The sequence below is a fragment of the Acaryochloris sp. 'Moss Beach' genome (assembly GCF_021497025.1).
Classification (GTDB): domain Bacteria; phylum Cyanobacteriota; class Cyanobacteriia; order Thermosynechococcales; family Thermosynechococcaceae; genus Acaryochloris; species Acaryochloris marina_A.
Window position 1 is genome coordinate 22,403 of sequence record NZ_CP071720.1, and the last position, 22,699, is coordinate 45,101.

The following is a 22,699-nucleotide window of genomic DNA, read 5'->3' on the forward strand; positions in this document are numbered from 1 at the left end:
TTATGGATTAGTGAGTATAGTATTTCACTGGATGACTTTATCCCTGATAGAAATGCCGTCCAGCTTGTAAATAAACTATGTTCAAACCTTTGGTGACAACTTCGAACCCCTCTTCTTTGCAACAATCTCTTCGAGAAATGCTGCAACCTCAAATTCTAATTACAAGCGGGACTGCAGGAATCGTAACAGGAACTATTGGGGTTATCCGAGCTATTTCCTATGCCAGTTTAATTTTCTCTGGGGCGTTAGCCATTCACCTGCCCGTGGGTTTAGGCCTCACGGTCTTTAGCACAGCGGTGACTCTGGTCATCGTTGCTCTTACTAGTACCCTACCAGGGATGATAGCTACACCATTGACTGCTCCCACCGTTATTTTGGCGATGATAGCGGCGGGTATTTCAACAGAGCTACAGGGAGAACCCGCTGCTGAGGTGAGGGCCACAGTAGTGATTATGATTGCCATCAGTGCACTACTGACGGGTGCATTATTGTTGTGCCTCGGCCTCTGTCGTCAGGGAAATCGCATTCGAGTTATTCCCTATCCTGTCATCGGTGGATTCATGGCGGGGACAGGATGGCTACTGACACGTGGGTTTGTGCAGATTACAACCGATATACCGTTAACTTGGTCTTCCCTAGAGCAGCTCTTTGAGCCTAAGATCCTGTGGTGCTGGGTACCGGGTTTGGTGTTTGCGATCGCCCTGCTTATGGCCACCCACCTTTGGCAACAATTTTGGGTAATGCCCCTCACCCTGGCGATCTGTGCTGGTTTATTTTATCTAATGCTTCTGGGAAGCGGTACATCACTAGAAACTGCTCGTGCAGCCGGTTGGTTCTTGGGTCCTTTCCCCCAAGCCGATCATCTTTGGCAACCCATTACTCTGCAGTTATTTTCCCAGGTCCACTGGAGTGCTATTCTCCATCAAAGCAGCGGTCTCCTCACCGTCATGGTAATTAGTTTTTTGTCGCTGCTGCTCAGCAATAGCAGTATTGAACTGGTTACTGGTCAAGATTTAGACCTCAATAGTGAACTGAAGTCCATTGGATTAGCCAATCTAGCCACAGGGCTGGGGGGTGGCATGATGGGGAATCAAGCCTTACCTAGCACTTTGCTCGTCAACGATATCGGTGCTAAACATCGACTCACTAGCCTCTTTGCAGTGCTTCCATCCCTTGCCGTTCTGGCTCTTGGCTCTAGCTTTCTGTCCTACCTCCCCAAAGCGGTTCTCGGCAGTGTGATTCTCTATTTAGGGCTATCCTTGCTATGGAAATGGCTATACAAAGCCTACTTTTCCCTTCCCCTGTGGGACTATATGACCGTTTGGGCTGCCCTAGTTGTGATAAATACAGTGGGCTTTTTGCAAGGGATTGTGACAGGTTTTGTGAGTACAGTCATTTGGTTTATGTATTGCTATAGCCAAGTTGATGTTGCCCGTCAAGTGTTTTCCGGTGCCACCACCCGTAGTAACGTTGATCGCAGCCCCGTAGAGAATCAGATTCTGACCCAGAACGGCAGCCAAATTTACGTACTCGAACTCCAGGGATTTTTATTCTTTGGAACTGCAAACTATCTGCTCAACAAAGTGCGCGATCGCTTGTTGGATAAAAATCCTGACCAGTCCCTACCATTACTGACGAATACAGCTCAGCCTCTTGAACACGTTGTAATTGATTTTCGACAGGTTCAGGGGATAGACTCCTCCGCTGTTTTAACCTTTGACAAGATTTTGAAGCTGGCTCGTCAGCATCACTTTTCACTAGTCCTGACAAATCTCCTACCCAACCTAGAACAAGTCTTTCACCAAGGCCTAGACATCAGTTTTGAATCAAATCACTATCAGATCTTTGCTGATATTGATCGAGGTTTGGAATGGTGCGAGCAACAAATATTATCAGCAGCCCTATCTCTGGAGACACCTACTGCCCAGGCTCTCACCACTATGACTGAGCTGCTTGCCCATCAGTTTCTCTCCCTAGAGCAGGCACAACGCTTTATGACCTACCTTAATGTCCAGTCATTTCCCGCTGGACATTATATTTTTCGACAAAGTGATGGGGCTCCTGGGCTGTATTTCATTGAATCAGGTCAGGTGAGCGTCTTGTTAGAACAAACCAATGGCCATAGTAAGCGTTTACAAACCTGTACTCGTGGACATCTCCTGGGTGAAATGCGTTTCTTTAGCAAAGTGCCCTTATCAACCTCCGTAATTACAGATACGCCCTGTCAACTCTACTCTTTGCCCAAAGACACCTTTGAACAGATGCAAACAGAATCATCTGATCTAGCTCAATTGCTTCAAGCTCACATTGTCAAAATCCTCTGTGATAGTCTCAGTCGTCGTGAGCAGCAGCTTCAAGTGATGCAGTAGCCAAGGCATGTCTAAGTCCCTTATTTTTCAACCTTTTAGATCACCCTTTTAGTCAGCCATTATTTATGAAGTTTGTATTAATCAAGAAGTTGTCCCAACCCGATCTCTTTAAATCTTACCTACAGGAATTCAAGCTCGAATCAATTTTTTCTAGCTTTGTGGCTGGCACTATTACAGGCATTATTGGTGTGATTCGGGCCATTTCCTATGCTGCCTTAATTTTTTCTGGTAGTCTTGCAATTCATCTTAATGTCGGTGTGGGCATTGCCATCTTTAGCTCAGCAGCGATCAGCATTGTGGTTGCCCTCACCAGTTCACTTCCTGGGATGATAGCCACTCCACTCGCAGCTCCCACTGCTGTATTGGCAATTCTAGCTGCAAAAATTGCAGCTACCCTAGCGACAGAATCAATATCCAACCCCGAAATCTTAATGACGGTTGTTGCTGCCATTGCCCTAGGCTCTCTGCTTACAGGTGCAACCCTTTGGGTGTTGGGAACTATCCGAGGTGGAAATGCCCTACAGTTTATCCCCTATCCAGTCGTGGGTGGGTTTATGGCTGCGACGGGCTGGTTGCTAATTCGAGGGGCGATTCAAGTCATGACTGGAGAACCTCTTACGTTTGCCAATCTGGCTTGGTTTATTGAACTTGATCCTGCATTGCACTGGGGAACAGGGTTGATTATTGCCCTGGTTCTACTGATTATGACCAAGCAATTTCGTCATTCGCTGATCATGCCGGGTATTTTGTTTGCAGCCACTGGCCTCTTTTATGGAGCGGTGTGGCAGTCGCATGTACCCCTCACTACCATCCGAGATCGGGGGTGGTTATTAGGACCCTTCCCAGCTGGGGATTTATGGCAACCCTTGACCCGTCAAAGTCTAGAGCAAGTCCATTGGGATGTCATTATTCAACACAGCGATATCCTTGGTCTTTTGGTGTTTGTGAGTTTATTGTCACTGGTACTAACAAATGGCGGTATTGAATTAGCCCTCGGTCAAGATTTAGACCTCAATCGAGAATTAAGGGCTGTGGGCATGGCTAATTTGGCAGCCGGATTAGGTAGCACAATGGCGGGCAATCAAGCGCTACCTAGCACCCTCTTAGTGCATAAAATGGGTGCTGCCAGTCGATTAACCGGTCTGTTTAAAGCGTTGCCTTGCATTGCGGTGCTATTTCTGGGGCCTGCTTTTTTGGCCTATTTCCCAAAACCAATATTGGGTAGTCTACTGTTGTTTTTAGGATTAGATTTGCTTTGGCAATGGCTGTATAAGATTTGGTTTAGGCTGGCTTGGGACGATTACTTCACCATTCTGGTGACATTAGTGGTGATTAACTGGGTTGGGTTTATGGTGGGAATTGTTGTGGGCTTTTGTATGACCGTCATCCAATTTCTATATAACTGTACTCAGAAAAGCCCAATTGAATTGGACGGTTTAAGTAAAAACAACGTCATAACGACCAAGAATAAGTCCGTGATGGCCGCAGCAGAGCTTACTCATCCCCACGGTAAACTTGAATGGATCGATTTGCAGGGATTTCTGTTTTTCGGAAATGCGACGTTCTTATTTCAAAAGCTGCGATCTCGCATCCTGTACTCCCAAACGGGTAATACACCTGACGGTTTTATTCTAAATTTTCAATCAGTTCTCGGCCTTGATGCTTCGGCAGTCCTTAGCTTTAATAAGCTCCTGAAACTTGCCCAGGATGAGCAATTTACCTTAGTCTTTAGCCAGGTATCTGAACCCTTGCAGAAAAAGTTAATCCGTGGACAAGGATTAGATCTAGAGAGTGATTACTGCGTACTTTGGCAGCCTAATCGATAAGACGGGTCAATATTATTTCTTAAGTAAATATTTTGTTGCTTAAAGAACCGATACTGTGACTCCATGATTGCGGTTATCGGCCAAATGACGACATTCTGCTCAGGAAACTCACTGGAAGCTGGCCTCAAGTGAGTTTGATTCTTACTCCTATGGGCAGACAGTCACTTGATAAATAACATTTCTTGATACGTCGGCAAGGGCCAGAAACTATCTGCGACTTCACCTTCTAAAGCATCTGCATAGGAGCGCACTTCGTCCATTAGCGGACGGATCGTTTTCGCACAATACATCATCTGAGCTTCTGTCGAAGCAAAGTCATGCTTTTCTGCTGCTGTAATTAACTTGCTTGTGGCTGCAGCCATAGAATTGGTGAGTTCGGCAATTGTCTTGGCACTCTCCTTTTCACAATCAATACCTAAATTGGCCAAACTGGAAATAGTGGAGGACAACTTGGATAAGTACTCTACTGCAGCAGGATAAATGATAGTTTTGGCCATATTGGCGACTAGCTTTGCCTCCACCTCAATGGAGAGGATATACTGCTCCGCGTAGACTTCAAAACGACTTTCCAGTTCAACAGGCGTCAACACTCCTGTTTTCTCAAACAGGTCTTCAATGAATTCAGCTTTCAAGTAGGGTAAGGCATCAGCTGTCGTCAGCAAGTTGACTAAGCCCCGCTCTTCAACCGCCATTTTATGCCACTCGTCAGAATAGCCATTCCCTCCGAAGACAACGACACCATGGGCTTCCATTACTTCTTTGAGTACTGCCAGGATGGCAACATTCAGATCGAGTCCTTTGGCTAATTCGCTTTCAAGTCGATTGCCTACCCATTCTAAGGAGTCTGCCAGCATTGTATTCAGAACAATCAAAGGACCAGATACTGATTGACTCGATCCCACAGCTCGAAATTCAAACCGATTGCCGGTAAAGGCAAAGGGAGAGGTGCGGTTGCGATCACCGGGATCTTTCGTCAGGGGAGGGAGAACATCAATCCCTAAATCCATCACCCCTTTGGGCTTGGAGTCTTTTACTGACCCCTGTTTGATCTGATTGAACACTTCTTCTAATTGGGTTCCCAAATAAACAGACATGATCGCAGGCGGTGCCTCATTTGCACCCAGGCGGTGATCATTGCTGGCGGTGGCGATCGCAGCTCGCATTAGGGGGACCATACTTGTGAACACCTCGAATAACAGCTCCACAAAAGATCAGAAATTGGGCATTCTCATTCGGTGAGTCTCCTGGGTTTAGCAGGTTCCCTTGGGTCGAATTGCCTACAGACCAGTTCACATGTTTGCCCGAACCGTTAATCTCGGCAAAGGGTTTTTCATGCAATAGACAAACAAAACCATGCCTCTTGGCCGTATGCTTTAGGACTGTCATGAGCAACTGCTGATGATCGCTGGCCACGTTGGCTGCTTCAAAAAAGGGAGCAATTTCAAATTGCCCTGGGGCCACTTCGTTATGTCGAGTTTTGGCAGGGATGCCGAGTTTGTAGAGGGTTTCCTCCACATCCTGCATATACACCTGAACCCGTTCTGGAATCGCACCAAAATAATGATCATCAAATTCCTGGCCTTTGGCAGGAGCTTTGCCAAACAAGGTTCGCCCAGCCAACATCAAATCTGGCCTCTGGCTAGTAAAGTTCGCATCGATCAGGAAATATTCTTGTTCGGCACCACAGCTTGAGTTGACATGAGCAACATCCTTATGGCCCAAAAGCTGTAGCACTTTGTTGGCAGCTTTGTCCATGGCAGCGATGGATCGCAACAGGGGGGACTTTCTTGTCTAAAGCTTCGCCAGTCCAAGAGACAAATACAGTAGGAATACAAAGGGTGGACCCATTGTCCGTTTCCATGATGTAGGCAGGACTGGTGACATCCCAGCCGGTATAACCTCGGGCTTCAAAGGTGTCTCGAATACCACCATTGGGGAAGGAAGACCCGTCGGGTTCTCCCTGAACTAGTAACTTGCCAGAAAATTCTGAAATAATATTGCCATCCCCTTGAACTGAGATGAAGCCGTCATGCTTTTCCGCAGTTAGGTTAGTCATGGGATAAAACACGTGGGCATAGTAAAGAGCACCTTTGGTGATTGCCCAATCTCGCATGGCTGTCGCCACCGCATCAGCAACAGATAAATCGAGCTTTTCTCCCGTGGTAATGGTCTTTTTGATCGATTTAAAGACTACTTTCGACCTTAACGGGGGACAAGGTCGCCGTAGGCTATACGTGGCAGAAGCTTGAGAAAATAGTAGGGCAAAAAAATAGGGAGTACAATCGTACTCCCATCTCAAAAAATGTTCCCTGCATCATACCAAACAACTCTCCGTGCTCATCTGAGTGAAAGTCAGTATCTAACCCTCCAACTTCTGTTGTTACTGATACAGGCTCATCGCCAGGTAAAACTCTCCATATTGGCCAGTGTCTTTCCTCAACCGATTCAATATCCCAGTCGAAAACGTAACTTGCAACGCTTTTTAGTATTGCCACAACTGAGCATCAAAGTTTTGTGGTTCCCCCTGATTAAATATTGGATTCGACAAGAGCAAACAGGACGAGGATTAAATCGGGAGCATCGTCGTCGGTTGAAGAAATTCAAACATCGAAAATATGGCTATTGGATCATAGCGATAGATAGAACCCAATGGAAAGGTCGCAATATATTCATGGTGAGTATCATTTGGGGAACCCATGCTCTTCCACTGTATTGGGAAGTTTTAGAGCATGTGGGTAATAGTAATCTAGCCACTCAACAACGGCTCTTAAAAACAGTGCTACATCTGTTTAAGAATTATCCGGTTCTTGTCCTGGGAGATCGAGAGTTCCATAGCCCTAAACTAGCTGACTGGCTTGAGTCTGAGGGTGTATCTTTTGCTTTAAGACAGAAGAAAGACGGTCATTTTCAAGAGGAAGTCCATCAAGAGTATCAGGTGCTCAAACAGCTGAGCTTTAAACCGGGAATGTCCAAATTCTATACAGGTGTTTTGTGCAACAAAGGAGATGGCTTAGGGCCATTTAATCTGGCTGTCTATTGGAAACGCAAATATAGAAATAAGGGGCCGAAAGAGCCTTGGTATATCTTGACCAATCTGCCGAGTCTCAAACAAGCACTGGACATTTATTCTTGTCGCTGGGGAATTGAACAACTTTTCAAGGATTGTAAGACAGGAGGTTATAACTTAGAAGATACGAAAGTGAATGACACCCGATTTCTGGCCTTAGTTTTGTTGATTGCCATGGCTTATACCTTGGCTACGCTGCATGGGCAATGGATGAAAAAATTAGGAGTGGATATTTACGCTGGACGGATTAAAGAGCATAAAGATAAGACTCAACGGCAGAGTGAATTTAGTCTTGGACTCTATGGGCAACGATGGATTTATGGCATGGAATTGTGGGCTGATTGGGTGCAAAGTCTGATAGCGCTTAAACCCCATAAACGCCTCTATTTTCAGAGAGGGTTCTCTGCTCTATCCCTTATAAAACAGGCTTTATAGCTTCGTTGTCATCCGCTAAGACTTTCGACAAGCTTGCCTGCATCTTACCTGAGGGGGCGACATGAAGGCTACAACCCAGCACAGACAAGCTCCATCGCTCTCATCCCCCGTTGATACTCAGGTAGCTTATTGGGAGAGAGTTTCATTAGCTCATCCACCAATCGAGCCAGAACTCCATCCCCCGTTATGGCCCACAGATGAGCAGATAGTCCGACTCGGAATGCACTATGACGCTTGTTCGGTGAAGTGGTGGATTCGGGTCTAGTAATATAGCGCTGTAGTCCTTTTTGCTTGAGATTTTGCCCTTGCAGTGCCGCACTGGTATAGGCAATGGCAATCACAATAACGATAGCCACCAACCGTTCTTGCATGGCTTGAGAGCCTTCGAGACAATAGCCTCCTTGCTTGAAGTCCCGAAACATTTCTTCGATAGAGAAGCGTTTTTGGTAGCTGACGATAGCACTATTGAGGTCACAGAAGTTGGTGAGAATAAACCATGCTTCATCAGGTGCAAAGCCCTGATACCGTCGTTTCCACTTGGCTGCTACATTGAAAGTTCCAAAGCCTTTAGCCTGAGTGACGCGCACATCATTGAGAAATAGCTTTTGACCTGGGACAAGGCCAAACTGTTGGAGTTGTTGAGTAAACTGCTGGGCCAGAGCCACTTCGGTATTGCGCTTGAGTCGCAGACAAAAGTAGACCTTCTGTTGGCCTAACCACTGCCCCAGCTTGACGGAACAAAACTCTCGGTCACCGAGGATGACCAGACGATAGGCTGATAAATGGCGGATAACTTTGCTTAAAACAGCGGTTTGCTCGTCATAATTGCTGCTGCCCTTTTTGCAGAGGGCTTCACACCATACGGGAATAGCGCGATGTTGCCAGACCACGCTGACCATCAATAGATTAATCACTCCCCAACTCGTACGGTCGATGACGACATAAAGCTGGGAGCCTTGAGGATACTGCTGGCTCAGCCACAGCTTAACCAGCGGTAGCCAAAGCGTTTCAAGCTCAAGGGTCGGTAAGGATAAGAACCGTTGGATTTTTTTTCGGCGACTGTCAAAAAGAATCGGCAGTGGCAGCCCTTCTGCTAGCGTCTCGATTTTGACGCAGCGAAGTGTTTGTAATAGATGAACGAGGATCTCTAGGAGAAGATACTGGGCAGGAGACAGTTGACGGCGTAAATGAGGTTGGTATAGTGGCAATATCATTGTCAATAAGGTGAGCTGGAGATACATCATTTGCAGCCCATCTTTTTTTCTTATCTATCGGGTTATTGCACGAATAGCAAGAGGTTTACGGCGCATGTCGCCCCTTCAGGCATCTTACTCAAGTTGAAGACGTTCTCAGCCCAAATTTTCTCTAGAGATTCTGGAGGTTTAGGTGGCATCAATTCCCGATTGGTAATTTGGTGGACGGCTAAGACTCGGGCTTCATTCCCACTCATGATGATTCCTCAGGACTTAAACTATCTGATGATATTCAAAACTATTCCTCAAAGTAGATAACGAAGATACCAAAGTGCTAATCTTCTATTTCTATCAGGACAATAGAGGAGGAAGTGTAAATAATCTGTAGCTATTTTTATGAAACCTTGAAATTTGGTTCATTCTGATTCTATAAATCATGAATTTAATGTATAAAAAGTGCAGCTTAAGATGTAGCTTTTCCTGAGCAGTGCATAGGCTTTGGCAACAGCTATAGATTATTTACGCTTCTAGTATCGAAGGAGTCCTCTCTACCCGACGGATAATTTTGGCAAAGTCTTCAAAAGGATTGAAGTTCTGGATTAAGCTCAGCAAAACGAAACGTCCCAGTCTTGGCATGAAGCAGGTCATCCAACAAATTTGCAATTCGAACGATTTTCATAGCTACCGCTGTCAATTGGTCGTGGTCACCATCCAAGACCGCTTGCTAATACCCCCCATTTATCGATTTTGGGAGTTAACTAAGCTAGGTTTGGGACTCGGCTGGCCATTGAGTTGAGGTATCCAAGAGCAATCTCAAAATTTGCTGTTTTTCCTTGTTTCTGGAATAGTTGAGCAGCATGGCTAAAATCAACAATAGCCCCTTGTTTATCTCCTAAGTTAGAGCGCAATAGACCCCGGCCACCATAGGCCCGAGCATCATCAGGATAAATCTGAATCGCTTCTGTATATAGAGCAATGGCCTGTCTATAGGAAAAAGTTTCGGCTTTAGCTGCTGCTTTCAGCAAAGATTCAGCCGTTTGACCAATGTTATTCTCGGGATCTGGGTGTTTAAGAGCTGGACTATTCTCGAACACCTCCTCAAGGTTTGCCAGCTGTTGGTGCTGCATTTGTTGGAATTGAGTCATTATCCTCAGTGCCAGTCCTTGCCATTCTGGGTCTGCAAATAGTGATGCTATCGCGTCTGTTGCCACTGTACCCATCTCAGCCAATCTCTTGGCCACTGGGGCATCAAAAATGTCATCTTCGGTTGCATTAAGCGTATCAATCAATCCAATGACGAGTTCATCCGTATTAATTTTACTGAGTGTGGAATCAGCTAGAGTTCTTAACTCATCATCTAATGTCTGTTGCTCGACAATCATGAGCAATGTAGGGACAGCTTCTGCACCAAACTTCGGCAATAGCTGTACTACCTGAGTACGCAATTGAGGATCTGCTTCACTTAAAAGCATATGAAACGCTAGCCCTAGGAAGCTGTCAAGATCCCACCAGTCCCTCTCAACAGCTTGCACTCGCTCGCTCGCTATGGGTAACAACTGTTCTAAACACTGTTCGTATAAATCTTTGTGCTGTCTAAGTAAGCAAGAATCGAACATAGAAAGACCTTGTTCCTATACTTCAGACGAATTTAGACTGACTTAGTTTTAAAGCTTTTAACCTCTAGAATGCAATGGGTTCATATGAAAATTGCATTAAGAGTGACTGAATTTCGTATCATCTGCTACGGCTTGATACCTAAATGAAGTTTTTGCTAGCTTCTCTCCCGATCATATTCGATGGTTCGTTCCTTCCTTCGCTGCCAATCTGACTTGTAACTGTTCCCTCAGATGGTTCTGTTTTTCTCTAGTCCCAGCTATCAAAATGACGAGCTTACCAATCTGAATCGGCCCCCAGTTGATAAGAATCACGCCAGTTTGTGTTGTGGGATTATACTCAATACCGTTAAGGTCAATCTGATCAAGAGAGTGGTATTTAGTTCTAAAGGTTTCACAGGACCATTGAGTGATTCCCAGCTTATGAGCAACACCAGTGGGATAAGAAGCACCATTAAATCTTGGATTACACTCAATCGCTAAATAACGAGGTTCCGCGCCCCGTTCATCAACAGCTACGTCAAAGGCGAACACATCTTTCATTCCTTTCACCGCCATCCATTGGGCCATGGGTTCAACTAAATCCCAGGGCTGGTGATTGGCAGGAAAGCGATTACCCCCATGAGCACAACCATCTAGAATTTGTTCTGAGGCTGCTAACCTTTCAGCCCCTTGAGTACCTACCTGATATTGCAAATTTAAAAAGGCTGATGCAACAATTTCTTCTTGAATTTGGAATGATGCATTTTGAGGTAAGTGCTTTATAGCTTGATTGAGCTGTTCTTTCGTTTCACAACGGACAATACCCACACCATCTACTGATACAGAGGGTTTGAGGTAACAAGGACAAGGCATTTCACCCAGAATTACACTATTATCTTCAAAACAGTGTGTTTGGGGAATAGCCACTCCTAATTCTTGTGCCAGCCTCATAAAGTTGTTTTTGGAGTTCATATACGCCACCACTTGATACCAGTCTTGGTTGAGTTGCTCAAAGTACTGGGCACAAGAGCTGTTGTCTTGAACAGCATCACCAAAATAAAATACCGAGGGAACATGATCAGGATAAGCTTCTAACTGTTCTAAGGACACATCCCAAATAACAGTATTACTAGAGTCTAGTCCGACCCGTTGGTAATGTGCAGTAATAGCTTTCCACTCAGGCTTAAGATCTGAGTGCAGTTGAATGACATCCTCCGCATTCGTCATTCCAAGCACTCGACCAGAGTATAGGTGATTTCCCTCTACCTGTTCTTGGGTGCAGGTCATGATGTCGTGGTTGTAAATTCTCATGATGAATCACCTTTGCTGCTGAAAGAAGTATCCATCAATTTATTTTCCCTGCCGTTGAAATTTGCTTGCTATTGGTGGGAGCATCTGGACTCTCTTGGCTATTACTAAAAGGTAATTTCACCTTGGTAGGCTTGATATTCCAGATCTGATCACAATATTCTTGAATGGCACGATCTGAAGAAAAGATGCCTGCACGAGCTACGTTCAATACTGACATCTGAGTCCAACGAGCTGTATCCCTAAAGGCCAAGTCCACTTGTTCTTGAATGTTGAGATAGGACTGAAAATCGGCCAGCAAGAAATAGGGATCGTGATACAAGAGTGAATCAGTCAGGGATTTGAACACTTCTGTATCACCGCTTGAGAAAAACCCAGATGAGATTCTATCGATGGCTAGTTTCAGTTCTGGATTGGATTGATAGTAGGTTTGAGGATCATAGCCTTTAGACCGCATTTCATATATCTGCTCTGTCGTCAGACCAAATAGGAAAAAGTTTTCAGCACCGACTTGTTCGCGAATTTCGACGTTAGCGCCATCTAAAGTACCCACGGTGAGTGCACCATTAAGAGCAAATTTCATATTCCCAGTGCCTGATGCTTCCTTACCCGCAGTGGAGATTTGTTCCGACAGATCAGCCGCAGGATAGAGGTGCTGAGCCAGTTTGACGCTAAAGTTTTTCATAAAAACTACTTTTAGCCGCCCACGAACATCTGGATCTCGATTAACCACATCCGCTACAGAGTTAATCAGTTTGATGATCAGCTTAGCCATCCAATAGCCAGGAGCCGCTTTACCCCCAAAGATGAAAGTACGAGGGGTAATATCGATATCTGGATTGGCCTTAATGCGGTTATAAAGGGCAATAATATGTAGCACCTTCAAGTGCTGCCGTTTGTACTCATGAAATCGCTTGATGAGTATGTCAAACATTGAGTTGGGGTCAACAATAATTCCCGTTTGCTGCTGGATCAAAACTGCTAATTCCCGTTTGCAATTGAGTTTTACCTCTCGCCAGCTGTCTTGAAACGGTGGGTCATCGGTAAAGACTTCTAGCTGCTGAAGTTGCTCTAAAGATCTGATCCACTGATCGCCTATTTTGGTGGTAATTAAATCCGTGAGTTTAGGATTACTCAAGACCATAAATCGTCGCGGTGTCACCCCATTTGTTTTGTTCTGAAATTTGTGAGGATACATGGCATAAAAGTCTTGGAGAACATCCTGTTTAAGGAGTTCAGTATGCAGAGCAGCTACCCCATTAATGGTATGACTACCAACACAGGCAAGATGCGCCATTCGGATAGACCGTTCACCCGTTTCATCAATAAGAGATAAGCGGGTTAGACGAGCTTCGTCACCAGGGAACTTGATGCGGACTTCGTCAATAAAGCGATGGTTGATCTCGTAAATGAGTTGCAAATGTCTGGGTAAAAGATGTTCAAACAGCTCTACTGGCCAACGCTCTAATGCCTCAGGTAAAAGTGTGTGATTGGTATATCCAAACGTTCTTTGAGTAATAGACCAAGCCTGTTCCCATCCCAAATGATGCTCATCGACAAACAGTCGCATCAGTTCTACTACGGCAATAGCAGGATGAGTATCATTCAGCTGCACGGCGAATTTATCGGCGAACTTCTCCAGTGGGAACCCCTGACCTAAAAGGATTCTCAACATGTCTTGGAGAGAACAGGCGACAAAAAAGTACTGCTGGGTTAACCGTAACTGTTTACCTTGAGAGGAGTCATCATTAGGGTAGAGAACTTTGGAAATATTCTCAGAGATTACTTTTTCATAGACAGCTCCTAAATAGTCTCCAGAATTGAAAGACTCAAAGTTAAAGGACTCTGGTGCCTCTGCTGTCCATAGACGCAAAGTGTTAGCAGTAGCAGTCTGATAGCCCAGGATTGGTGTGTCATAGGGGATTCCACTCACTACCTGATCTGGAATCCATCTAACTCCGTAGCAACCCTTATCATCGATATAGGTATCCGTGTGTCCCCCAAATTTCACTTCAACTTCCCACTCAGGCCGTTTGAGTTCCCAGGGATTGCCGAGTCGCAGCCATTTATCAGTTTTTTCTACTTGCCAGCCATCTTGAAGATCTTGCTGAAAAATACCAAACTCATAGCGAATGCCGTATCCCAAGGAGGGAATTTCTAAAGTTGCTAGAGAGTCAAGATAGCAGGCAGCTAGCCGACCCAGTCCACCATTCCCTAGCCCCGGCTCAGCTTCTTCAGCAAGCATTACTTCAAAATCTAGACCTAGCTCTGTGATAGCCGTTTGCACCTGATTATAGATACCGAGGCTATTCAGATTTTTCCCTAACTGCGGCCCCATTAGGAACTCTGCTGAGAAGTAGGCCACTGTTCGTGAGCCCTGTTCCGTATAGGTAGCCGCAGTATGGTTCCAACGTTGTAGCAGCCGATCTCTAACTGTATAGGCCAGGGCCATATAGTAGTCACGCTGGGTTGCTAGGGCTGGAAACTTTCCTTGGTCATAGAACAGATTATCGAGAAAGGCCTGCTTGAGGTCTGCAACGCTCATCCCGGTCCGATGATTAGTTCTTAAAATTTCGTGCTCAACGAGTGAGTCATTCAACTGCTGATTATCCTGAGACGATTTTACAGAGGCCGAATGAATCATTATGGAATCCTGAGAGTCGTTGGCATTGATCCTTATCTCCGGCTATTCACCAAAGTCCATCATTATCCTTAAATATGACGTACAGCTCTTGTCTGAGCTGACTTTAGTAGTCAACCGTTGGTAAAGACTTATGAAATAATCTCAGAGCTTGGCACACGCTTTGGTAACAACCATGACTTTCTAGGTTGTTTCGTCAGCAACAAGATTTTGTGCAATAGATCTCGGAGGCCAATTGTGCAGATAGGCTCACCGGAGGGATAGGCGGCAAGATATCTGTTTCAGTGATGAGTCTAGTCGTGCGCCTTGGTTTACGGGTTATGTAGTTCCAGATTCACTGAATTACAACGTATTCCATCAAAGGGGCTGAGATAATCTCACCTAACCAGTCCGGATAGGTAGTCAGGTGAGATCATCTCAGCCCACCACTTGTTTGTCATAAAGAATTCCAAATAGGTTCTACAGCTTCAGCTGGGCATGGACGACAGAACAAGAAACCCTGCCCTAGGTCACAGCCCAGTGCTATTAACTGCTCAAGCTGCCCCTGAGTTTCAATGCCTTCAGCAATCACTATTTTCCCCAAGATTTTTGCCAAAGTGATGATAGTTCGGGTAATTTCAAGACTTTCAGAATTATCGTTGATCTCCCGAATGAAGGAGCGGTCAATTTTAATCTCACTAATTGGAAACCGACGAAGATAGCTCAAAGAAGAATACCCCGTGCCAAAGTCATCAACTGCAATATTGACCTGCTGCTGCCAAAGTTGGTTGAGAATTTGACTCACTTCTCCATTTTCATTCATGAGTGTTGCTTCCACGAGTTCCAAGCTGAGAGACTGTGGGGATAGACCTGCAGCCGATAAACTTTCATTTATTAACTCTAGAAAGTCGGGACTACAAATTAATTGTTCTGAAACATTAACGTTAATTTTAAGGTTGCGAAACTGCGGCATTATTCGCGTCCACTCTCCCATCTGACGACAGGCTTCGCAAAGCACCCAAAATCCCAGAGGTTCCATCAGATCACTGTCTAGAGCAATAGGGAGAAATTGTTCTGGCAATAATAACCCCCGTTCTGGGTGCTGCCAACGGATCAGGGCTTCATATCCAGTACACTGCAGATCGCTGAGGGAGACAATGGGCTGATAATACAGCACAAGCTGATTCCGCTCGATGGCCAAACGTAAGTCATTTCCGGTATGTAAAACTTCAAGGGCCTGGGTACGCATCGCTGGCGAAAAGACTTCATGGCACGCTCTCCCGTTTGCCTTAGCTCGATACATGGCAATGTCTGCATCCTGAAATAAATCAGACACCTGAGTATAGTCAGCACTGCCCAACACAATACCGATACTTGCACTGGTGAAAATAGTATGGTCATCGATAAGAATTTCGCCTTGAAAATGCAACTGGATTCGTTGAGCGACCTCGATGGCAATATGGTTTTCATCATCAACACTGTCAAGCAGAATGACAAACTCATCTCCCCCAATTCTCGCCACCGTATCTTGACTACGAACTGACTTTTTTAGCACTTGAGCACAGAAAATCAACAAGCGATCACCTATGCGGTGCCCTAAGCTATCGTTGACCACTTTGAATCGATCAAAATCAATGAACAGCAGAGAGAATTTATGATCGGGGTTGCGATAGGTGCGCTGTAGTCTCTGTTCAGCTCGTTCCGTGATCAAGGTTCGATTAGGTAACCCCGTTAATTTATCGTGCATTGCATCATAAATAAGCTTATTCTCGGCTTGTTTATATGCGGTGATATCGCTCAATGTGTAATCAATGCGAATAGGTTGGTGCTTATCGTCGTAATTGACCTTGGCAAAGTTAGTCAACCAACATGCTTCTCCATTGGGTCGGATAATACGGTACTCAGTCTGTATTTCTCCTTTTTCTAATAGGCAGGAGAACTGCTGCTCAACACGGATTTTGTCCTCAGGGTGTAGGGATAACTGCCAAGGCTTCGAATAAGCGATCAATTCTTGTAGAGGGCGACCATAAACCTTTTCAGCTACTGGATTGAGATAGAAAGTCTGCCCTGTTTGCGCTGAAACTGACCAAACAATTTCTTCTAAGTTGTTGAGAATACTGGCAAACTGAGCCTTCCGCTCTTTGAGTTGCTGTTGGGCCTGCTGTCGTTGATAGATTTGCTCTTGAAGTGTTTGATTAGCGGACACTAATTCTGCTGTTCTATTTTTAATTTTCTGTTCTAAATCTTGATTGAGGTGGGTAATCTGCTTTTTCGCGGACTTTAAATCTTGAACAGCTTGTTCTAGTGCCGAATTTTTGTCTCTGAGCACTTGCTGGTGCTGCTGTTCCTGGGCATATAAAGTGGCATTTTCTAGGGAGATTGCCGCTTGAGCACAGATAAGCTTAATGATTTCAAGACGTTCATCGGTGAAGACTTCAGCAGCTAAGGTATTTTCTAAATAGACAAGCCCTATCAAACTTCCTTGGTTGAGCAAAGGTACACAGAGAATCGATTGGGGCTGGTGTTTCTGAATGTAGGGCTCATTGAGTAAACGGGGTTCGCTAGCTGCCTTGTGGCTGAGGAATACTGTCAGAGTATGGGCAACGGAGTGAATCAGATTTAGTGGAATCGCCTGGCCCGAATCAATGGGTTGATTCAGAAGTTGGCACCCTTGATTTGAGGATTGGGCTCGAATAATCAGTTTGTTATTCTGAGATAGGATTAAAGTGCATTTTTCAGCGCCTGTATTTTCTCGAAGCACTTTGAGCAAGGTTGCTAAGAGCTGATCTACATGTATCGTTTGGGAGATTACTCTTGCAGCTTGCATTAAAGCTTGTAGATCTAGCTGCTCAGAGGCATTGCTCCCGATTAAGGTTGCGTGGTTCTTTGTCCCACCACCTGTCATTGTGGGCTTTACAGCATGATGCAAGGGAGGGTCAAGCAACTTGCTATCGTGAGTTTGCATCCATAGAACTTTGGCATGAGCACCCCAGCGAGCATAGGCATAGTAGGCTTGCCCGCCATAGGCTTGAGCAATGATGGGCTTATTTAAGCTGAGGTAAAAATTGGCGGCCCTTTCGTAGGCAAGAGCTTGGTCATTAACGTAGTCATGTGTATCAGCCAGGGCGATCGCATTATCGTAAGCTGCCATGGCCGCTAGGGTTTGTCCTTGGAGGCGATAGTGTTCCGCTTCAACCAGCTGATAAAGGTGAGCATAGTTCATGGGGGCACTTTCAGCCCACTGTCGGAGTCGCTGCTGATTTTGTTCAATCTGGGCCAGTTGAGCAGTTCCCTCGACATGAGTCTCAGTAGTGTTCTCAGTCATGTCCTTACAGGCATAGGTTGCCTCAGACATCTGCATTGCTATCAGGGCAAGGGAGTAATAAACGTTATGAAGCGGTGCCAAAGTTGAGGACAGTCCGGTGAGATAGTCTGCGGCATCCTCAGCTAGCCGTAGTGCTGATGGATAGTCATCAAAGGTATAGGCCAGAATGGTCTTGGCCAAAAAGAACGCCCCGAGAGAAATACGGGCATTCATTTGTTGCATTATGGGAAAGGCAATGATTTCATCAAAGGCAGGACCCACCAACTGAGTGGGATTAAAGTCCTCTAGATCGGAGTCTTGGGTGAGAATCAGCAAATATTGATGCCAAATCCGAGCATAAAAGAGGGGGGTATTCTGCTCGTAGGTCTGAATAGCGGGTAGTGCCAGAAACTTAGCTTGATAGCGTACTGTTGCTTCAATCGAAGCTGTGGTGCGGTAAGTATGCAGAAAGAGAAAATTAAGACAATAGGTGGCGAATTCCAAATCTTGCGCTTCAATCCCCGCACCCACACCTGCTTCCAGGCCACTTAGAGTGTGACTGAGGTGCTGCGTCCAATGGTGAATCTGGCCATTACAAATCAGATTTGCTTTGACCATCAGCGCTTTGGCCTGAAATCGTTCCACCAGGCAAAGACCAATTTGGCCTGCTTGATACCCCAGATCAAATGCAGCTGCATCGGTACAGAGGAGCATGGCATAGGAGACGTAAGCGTGAGCAGCGGGGGCAGCATAGCCCTGCTGCTCGCAGAGCTGAAGCATCGTAAAAACCACGCGGCGGTAAAGCACTGCATCACCAGCATAAGTTGGGGTACAGAGATTCATCAAAATCTGTAATCCCATTTTTTGGAGGGTGTCCGTCATGCAAGGGAGTCTTGCAACCTGGTCTGGCGTAGGTAATGGCAAGACTCTGATTGCTTTTTGCAGCGGTAGGTCTTCACTCAGATTAATTTGAAGCCATTCGAGGGCCTGCAATCCACTTTGAATCGCATCTGCCATGCGATTTTGAGCGCTATAGAAGCGGACAAGGAAGTCTTGGATTTTAGACGCTTCTAGGGGTTCATTGAGATGAAACAGTATGGCTTTGGCCATGGCTTCAGATTTTTCGTAATGGCCCAGCAGGAATTCAACTTGTAGGGTTTCAAACTGGACCTCGAAGGTTAGTTTAGGCTGCTGATGCCAGCTCTCGTCCGGGAGACAAGCTTGACTGGTTTTGCAGTAGGTGATCGCACTTTCATAGGCGGCTGAGGCTTTAGCTCTTCTCGCAGCCATTAGATTGAGTTGAGCTGTTTGAACAGGTCCCACCCCGTGGGCGTCCGCAGCATAACCTAGATTGAGATGCCTCACCAGCTCAAAGATATGTGCTTCTCGATCCTGCTCAGTGAGACCAGAGAACCATCGCTGGCCAATCAGTTGATGGGTTTTAGCTTGTTCCGCAGATGGGATCAATGCATAGGCCGCTTGTTGTACACGATCGTGCAGAAATCGATATTGGGGAGCTTGATCCTCCTGAAAAGCTTTGACAACCTCACCCTCTGCTTTCATTGTCTGTTCGTGGCCTTGGAAAAATCGGTAGACCTCTGAGGTGGGCAACAGCAATCCATCTTCTAATGCTGGCCAAAGTAGGTCTGCAGTCTCCCAAACGGAGTTGTCGCTGACTAGGGCGAGAGTTACGAGATCAAATTGGTTACCCAGGCAGGCCGCTAGACACAGAATATGTTGGGTTGTGTCCGGGAGCTGCCGGAGCCGCTGGGTCATCAAGGTAATGATGTTGTCATTGGAGGCTAGGGCTTTGACCTGGGCAATATCAAACTGCCAGTGCCCCCCTAAATGCCTGTAGGTAAGGAGTTGGCGATTGTAGAGGGATTGTAAAAACTGAGTCGCAAAGAAAGGGCTGCCTTCTGTTTTTTGGAACACAAGCTCCGTTAATGGCGCGGCTAAGGCTGAGGAGCAACTTAAGGTGTCGGCCACTAACTGATTTAAGTCATCGTATTGCAAGGGAGCGAGTTGCAGTGTGTGTGCAACATTCTGCTGCTGCAAATTATCCTGCAAAAAGATCAATGGATGGGAGGGACTGACCTCATTGTCACGATAGGCCCCAATAATCAACAGATATTGGACATCAGGATCGCTCAGTAGGAATTGGAGAAATTGGAGGGATGCACTATCTGCCCATTGCAAATCATCGAGAAAGATGACCAGTGGGTGCTCTGCTGTGGCAATGATCTGAATAAAGGTTTTGAGCAATTGATTAAATCGTTCTTGAGCTGCTAGGCCAAACAGCTCGGAAACAGCAGGTTGTGGTCCAAGGACAGATGCTAGCTGGGGAATAAGATCTAGGAGCAACTGCCCATTGTCACCTGCTATGTCGAGGATCTGCACTTTCCAAAGGGAGATCGCTTCTGAACTTTCGCTTAGCAGTTGGGCGGTCAAGTCACTCAGCCCCTGGGCGAATGCAGACAAGGGAATGACTCGTTGAAACTGATCAAATTTCCCGCGAATGAAGTAGCCCCGCTGTCGAACAATTGGCTTGTGAACTTCATTGACCACGGCTGTTTTACCAACGCCGGAATGGCCTGACACCAACATCAATTCACGCTGGCCTTGGGCCACTCGCTCGAAGGCTCCCAGGAGCTGGCTGACCTCACGGTCTCGTCCATAAAGGGTTTCTGGTAGTGAAAACCGGTCTGAAATATCTAATTGCCCGAGTTCCAATGACTCAATTTGGCCCGTCCGTTGCCACCGAGTCTGGCATGCTTCCAGGTCAGCTTGAAGACCAGTGACACTCTGGTAGCGCCCCTCTGGATTCTTAGCCATCAGCTTGGCCACCAGTGCTGAGAGTACAGATGGAACTGCTGGGTTGTGAGTACTCACACAAGAGGGCTGTACCGCCATGTGACAGTGAATCAAGGCTATTGGGTCTTCTTCCTGGAAGGGAAGCTGTCCCGTGAGCAACTCGAAGAATGAAACTCCTAAGGCATAAAAATCGCTGCGGTAGTCAATACTGCGATTCATCCGTCCAGTTTGCTCAGGCGACAAATAGGGAAGTGAGCCTTCCAATCGATTGGGGCTGCACAGCATCTGCACTTCACGGGGGAGGCGGGAAGCAATACTAAAGTCTGTCAGATAAATATCACCTGTATCGGGATGGATTAGAATATTGGCAGGCTTGATATCTCGATGAATAATGCAACGGTGATGGAGTTCACCCAATATCGTGACCAGTTGGCGAGCGATTCCAAAAAAATGGTCTAGATTCAGCTGGGCTTGTTTCAGGTAGTTTGATAACGATATTGCCCCTACATCCTCTAGGATCAAGGCATACCCTCGACCCAATGCTTCGAGCTTGAGAGCACGGATGACGCCTGGAATAGTCAGATCTCGGGTTAGGTAATAGTGGTTGCGAAATGAGGCTAGCTCAGCGAGGCTAGGATACTCATTTCGGGAAGTTTTAAGAATGACGGATTCTTGAGTGTTGTCTTCTTGGCAGCGAGAAATAAGGATTTTATCGCTCACAAATAGCTCTTCAACAACTGTATAGCTACCAATGAACTTCATATTCGATCAAATGATTGAATGACAACTCGCAAGATTTTGAGCATTTTGTATACCAATCATAGTAGCGGGAACTAGGAGGCACCCATTAGGGGCAACTAGCTATCGGGTTGAGAAGGCTCCTTCAAGATTTTCGGTTAAGTTTATTTTTCCTGTTGCTCTTCCCTTTCGGTTGAAGAGTGTCACACGATCTGACAATCTCCCCCCATGGAAGCTTCCTCGTTTAGCCGCTCACTTAGACGGATAAAGTGACACTAATCGACCAAGATGAGGTAGAGCATACTCTGTTAGGTAGCGAAGAAACCTGGACGTGTAAATAATCTATAGCTATTACTGAAGCCTACCCACTACAAAGAAAAGCTTACACCTGAAGCTGATCATGATGGGGCCACTCCTGCCAATGCTGATCTAACGATTCACACATCAAGAGAAATATCGGCCTGCTCCGGCTCTCTTAAATCAGAGACCAAAGCACTAGCAAATCTAGCTCAAGCTGGTTGAACATGGCGCTTGTCCTTCAATAGGCATTCCGGAATCTCACATTCGGATGGCTCTATGCGAATCGGTGGTTCAAACTCTGTGATGCCAAACCGATCGCACAGAACCTTCAGCACAGTATTTAGGTAATGACGGACCTAGGTATTGGTCATTCCCATGCAATGCACTCACTCCCCTGCCAGACACTGATGGCTAGGGCATGGAGGTGGGAGTCCTTGGGCTTCTCCTTGAACAGATAGAGCAATGCTACAGGTGGAGCTTGAACGGGAATCGAGAAGGTTTCAGTCGTTTCTGCTGGTGATGTTTTCGCCTTCTGGTCAGCGTAATTTCCTTTGCGTTTGGCATTATTCTTTTTTCGGGTTCGGAAGTGAGAGCGTTTGCTGTCACAAGTATTGTCCTGCCAGCAGCCATCCCCTTGCTGACCATGAACACGCTTGGCCTCAGATGGCCCAATTGAAAGGTTGCTGACACAAAATGCAACGAAGGCTAGAATCTTTACAGAAAAGGCTTTCTACGGCTAAATATTTCTTCATCTTTTTTGTATGTATAGAGCAATTTTGATTTTCCTCCAACGTATTAGTGCCATTTCAGGCTTCAAAAAGTGCTTGATTGCAGCTGGTGTCAGCAACCCTTCAATTGGTCCTATTTGAGAGTCTTTATCCTCTTAACCCTCAAGAAATTGTGGATCGGATGACCTGGTTGATGCCCGATCATAATTTCAGCAAGATTAATCCGGTGTTCGCTTCATTGCAGCGTTTGATTACCAATAACTTAGTTTCGGCGACACGGGTTGTTGATCAGGAAAAGGAAGTCACTAAGTATCTGCTCAACCTTCCTTATGAATATCTCCAAAAAGAACGAGCGGCTAGAGTCAGGATAACGGCACAAATGAACTAAGTCTCTACCAGTAG

General features: G+C 45.9%; 10 protein-coding genes and 2 pseudogenes. 4 read left to right on the forward strand and 8 right to left on the reverse strand.

What is annotated here, in order from left to right:
* Positions 1 to 116 precede the first annotated feature (116 nt).
* The gene (locus HRE53_RS29950) at positions 117 to 2,369 is read left to right on the forward strand and encodes a SulP family inorganic anion transporter (protein ID WP_235112162.1); all 2,253 of its coding nucleotides are present in this window, start codon (positions 117 to 119) and stop codon (positions 2,367 to 2,369) included.
* Between the two features lie 65 nt (positions 2,370 to 2,434).
* On the forward strand, positions 2,435 to 4,195 hold the full coding sequence (locus HRE53_RS29955; protein ID WP_235112166.1) for a SulP family inorganic anion transporter: 1,761 nt from the start codon (positions 2,435 to 2,437) through the stop codon (positions 4,193 to 4,195).
* Between the two features lie 161 nt (positions 4,196 to 4,356).
* Here HRE53_RS29955 and HRE53_RS29960 read toward each other — a convergent pair.
* A pseudogene (locus tag HRE53_RS29960) lies at positions 4,357 to 6,494 on the reverse strand (glutamine synthetase III).
* 3 nt (positions 6,495 to 6,497) lie between these two features.
* Here HRE53_RS29960 and HRE53_RS29965 point away from each other — a divergent pair.
* Entirely contained in the window at positions 6,498 to 7,697 is a 1,200-nt protein-coding gene (locus HRE53_RS29965; protein WP_235112167.1) for an IS4 family transposase, read from the forward strand.
* 68 nt (positions 7,698 to 7,765) lie between these two features.
* Here the strand turns inward: HRE53_RS29965 and HRE53_RS29970 are convergent, their stop codons facing one another.
* From HRE53_RS29970 to HRE53_RS30000, 7 genes and pseudogenes are all read right to left on the reverse strand, one after another.
* Positions 7,766 to 8,911, reverse strand: a complete 1,146-nt coding sequence (locus tag HRE53_RS29970; protein WP_235112169.1) for an IS4 family transposase — start codon at positions 8,909 to 8,911, stop codon at positions 7,766 to 7,768.
* Positions 8,912 to 8,973: 62 nt separating this feature from the next.
* Positions 8,974 to 9,147 (reverse strand): hypothetical protein, encoded by a 174-nt coding sequence (locus HRE53_RS29975; RefSeq protein WP_235112170.1) that lies wholly within the window; start codon positions 9,145 to 9,147, stop codon positions 8,974 to 8,976.
* A 501-nt stretch (positions 9,148 to 9,648) separates the two neighbouring features.
* The gene (locus HRE53_RS29980) at positions 9,649 to 10,506 is read right to left on the reverse strand and encodes a hypothetical protein (RefSeq protein WP_235112172.1); all 858 of its coding nucleotides are present in this window, start codon (positions 10,504 to 10,506) and stop codon (positions 9,649 to 9,651) included.
* Positions 10,507 to 10,677: 171 nt separating this feature from the next.
* Positions 10,678 to 11,796, reverse strand: coding sequence for an ATP-grasp domain-containing protein (locus HRE53_RS29985; RefSeq protein ID WP_235112174.1), 1,119 nt, complete (start codon positions 11,794 to 11,796; stop codon positions 10,678 to 10,680).
* Between the two features lie 34 nt (positions 11,797 to 11,830).
* Positions 11,831 to 14,437, reverse strand: a complete 2,607-nt coding sequence (locus HRE53_RS29990; protein ID WP_396133510.1) for a glycogen/starch/alpha-glucan phosphorylase — start codon at positions 14,435 to 14,437, stop codon at positions 11,831 to 11,833.
* A gap of 433 nt (positions 14,438 to 14,870) precedes the next feature.
* A complete protein-coding gene (locus tag HRE53_RS29995; protein WP_235112176.1) occupies positions 14,871 to 21,293 on the reverse strand; it encodes an EAL domain-containing protein in 6,423 nt (2,140 codons plus the stop codon).
* Between the two features lie 485 nt (positions 21,294 to 21,778).
* A pseudogene (locus tag HRE53_RS30000) lies at positions 21,779 to 22,242 on the reverse strand (hypothetical protein).
* Between the two features lie 164 nt (positions 22,243 to 22,406).
* Here HRE53_RS30000 and HRE53_RS30005 point away from each other — a divergent pair.
* Complete coding sequence (locus HRE53_RS30005; protein ID WP_235112177.1) at positions 22,407 to 22,685, forward strand: hypothetical protein; 279 nt, start codon at positions 22,407 to 22,409, stop codon at positions 22,683 to 22,685.
* The last annotated feature ends 14 nt before the right edge of the window (positions 22,686 to 22,699 follow it).

Coding starts and splice junctions, on each gene's coding strand:
- HRE53_RS29955 (WP_235112166.1), top strand. CDS start 2,435: ATGAAGTTTGTATTAATCAAGAAGTTGTCCCAACCCGATCTCTTTAAA.
- HRE53_RS29965 (WP_235112167.1), top strand. CDS start 6,498: ATGTTCCCTGCATCATACCAAACAACTCTCCGTGCTCATCTGAGTGAA.
- HRE53_RS29970 (WP_235112169.1), bottom strand. CDS start 8,911: ATGATATTGCCACTATACCAACCTCATTTACGCCGTCAACTGTCTCCT.
- HRE53_RS29975 (WP_235112170.1), bottom strand. CDS start 9,147: ATGAGTGGGAATGAAGCCCGAGTCTTAGCCGTCCACCAAATTACCAAT.
- HRE53_RS29980 (WP_235112172.1), bottom strand. CDS start 10,506: ATGTTCGATTCTTGCTTACTTAGACAGCACAAAGATTTATACGAACAG.
- HRE53_RS29985 (WP_235112174.1), bottom strand. CDS start 11,796: ATGAGAATTTACAACCACGACATCATGACCTGCACCCAAGAACAGGTA.
- HRE53_RS29990 (WP_396133510.1), bottom strand. CDS start 14,437: ATGATTCATTCGGCCTCTGTAAAATCGTCTCAGGATAATCAGCAGTTG.
- HRE53_RS29995 (WP_235112176.1), bottom strand. CDS start 21,293: ATGAAGTTCATTGGTAGCTATACAGTTGTTGAAGAGCTATTTGTGAGC.